1 pseudogene is annotated in these 372 nt (G+C 33.6%); it reads left to right on the top strand.

What is annotated here, in order from left to right:
- Window positions 1–232: 232 nt before the first annotated feature.
- Window positions 233–372, top strand: a pseudogene (locus AB4512_RS21765) (ParA family protein); the annotation flags it as partial.

Below are 372 nucleotides of genomic sequence, written 5' to 3'. Positions count from 1 at the left end.
TTACATTGTAAATAAGTGATGCTGTAACATTTAAAATGTAGACTAGAAATAGCATGGTTATACATGATAGAAACAGTCATTTTTGTGTTTGTCTAAGGCGATGTTTCATCAAATTGTAAAAACGCGGTCTATTTTATGTGATTTTACTCATAAATGTATGTTCATGTTTTTGTTGTGTTTGTTGTTAATCGCTGTACAATTTGTACTTAGTTAATCATTACGGAAACTGGCAATGAAAAGAGAACAAACGATTGATAAGCTCTATCAGCTAGCCGAACAAACTCAACAAGTTCAGGCTGACCGAATTGAGATTATTTTGGAAGAGCGAAGTGATGAACATTTCCCTCCAATGTCTAAAGCTATGATGGAGAC

This window comes from Vibrio sp. 10N.222.52.B7 (assembly GCF_041474275.1).
Taxonomy (GTDB): Bacteria; Pseudomonadota; Gammaproteobacteria; order Enterobacterales; family Vibrionaceae; genus Vibrio; species Vibrio crassostreae_C.
Note: the sequence above shows the minus strand (reverse complement) of the source record. Positions and strands in the feature narration are given on the sequence as shown.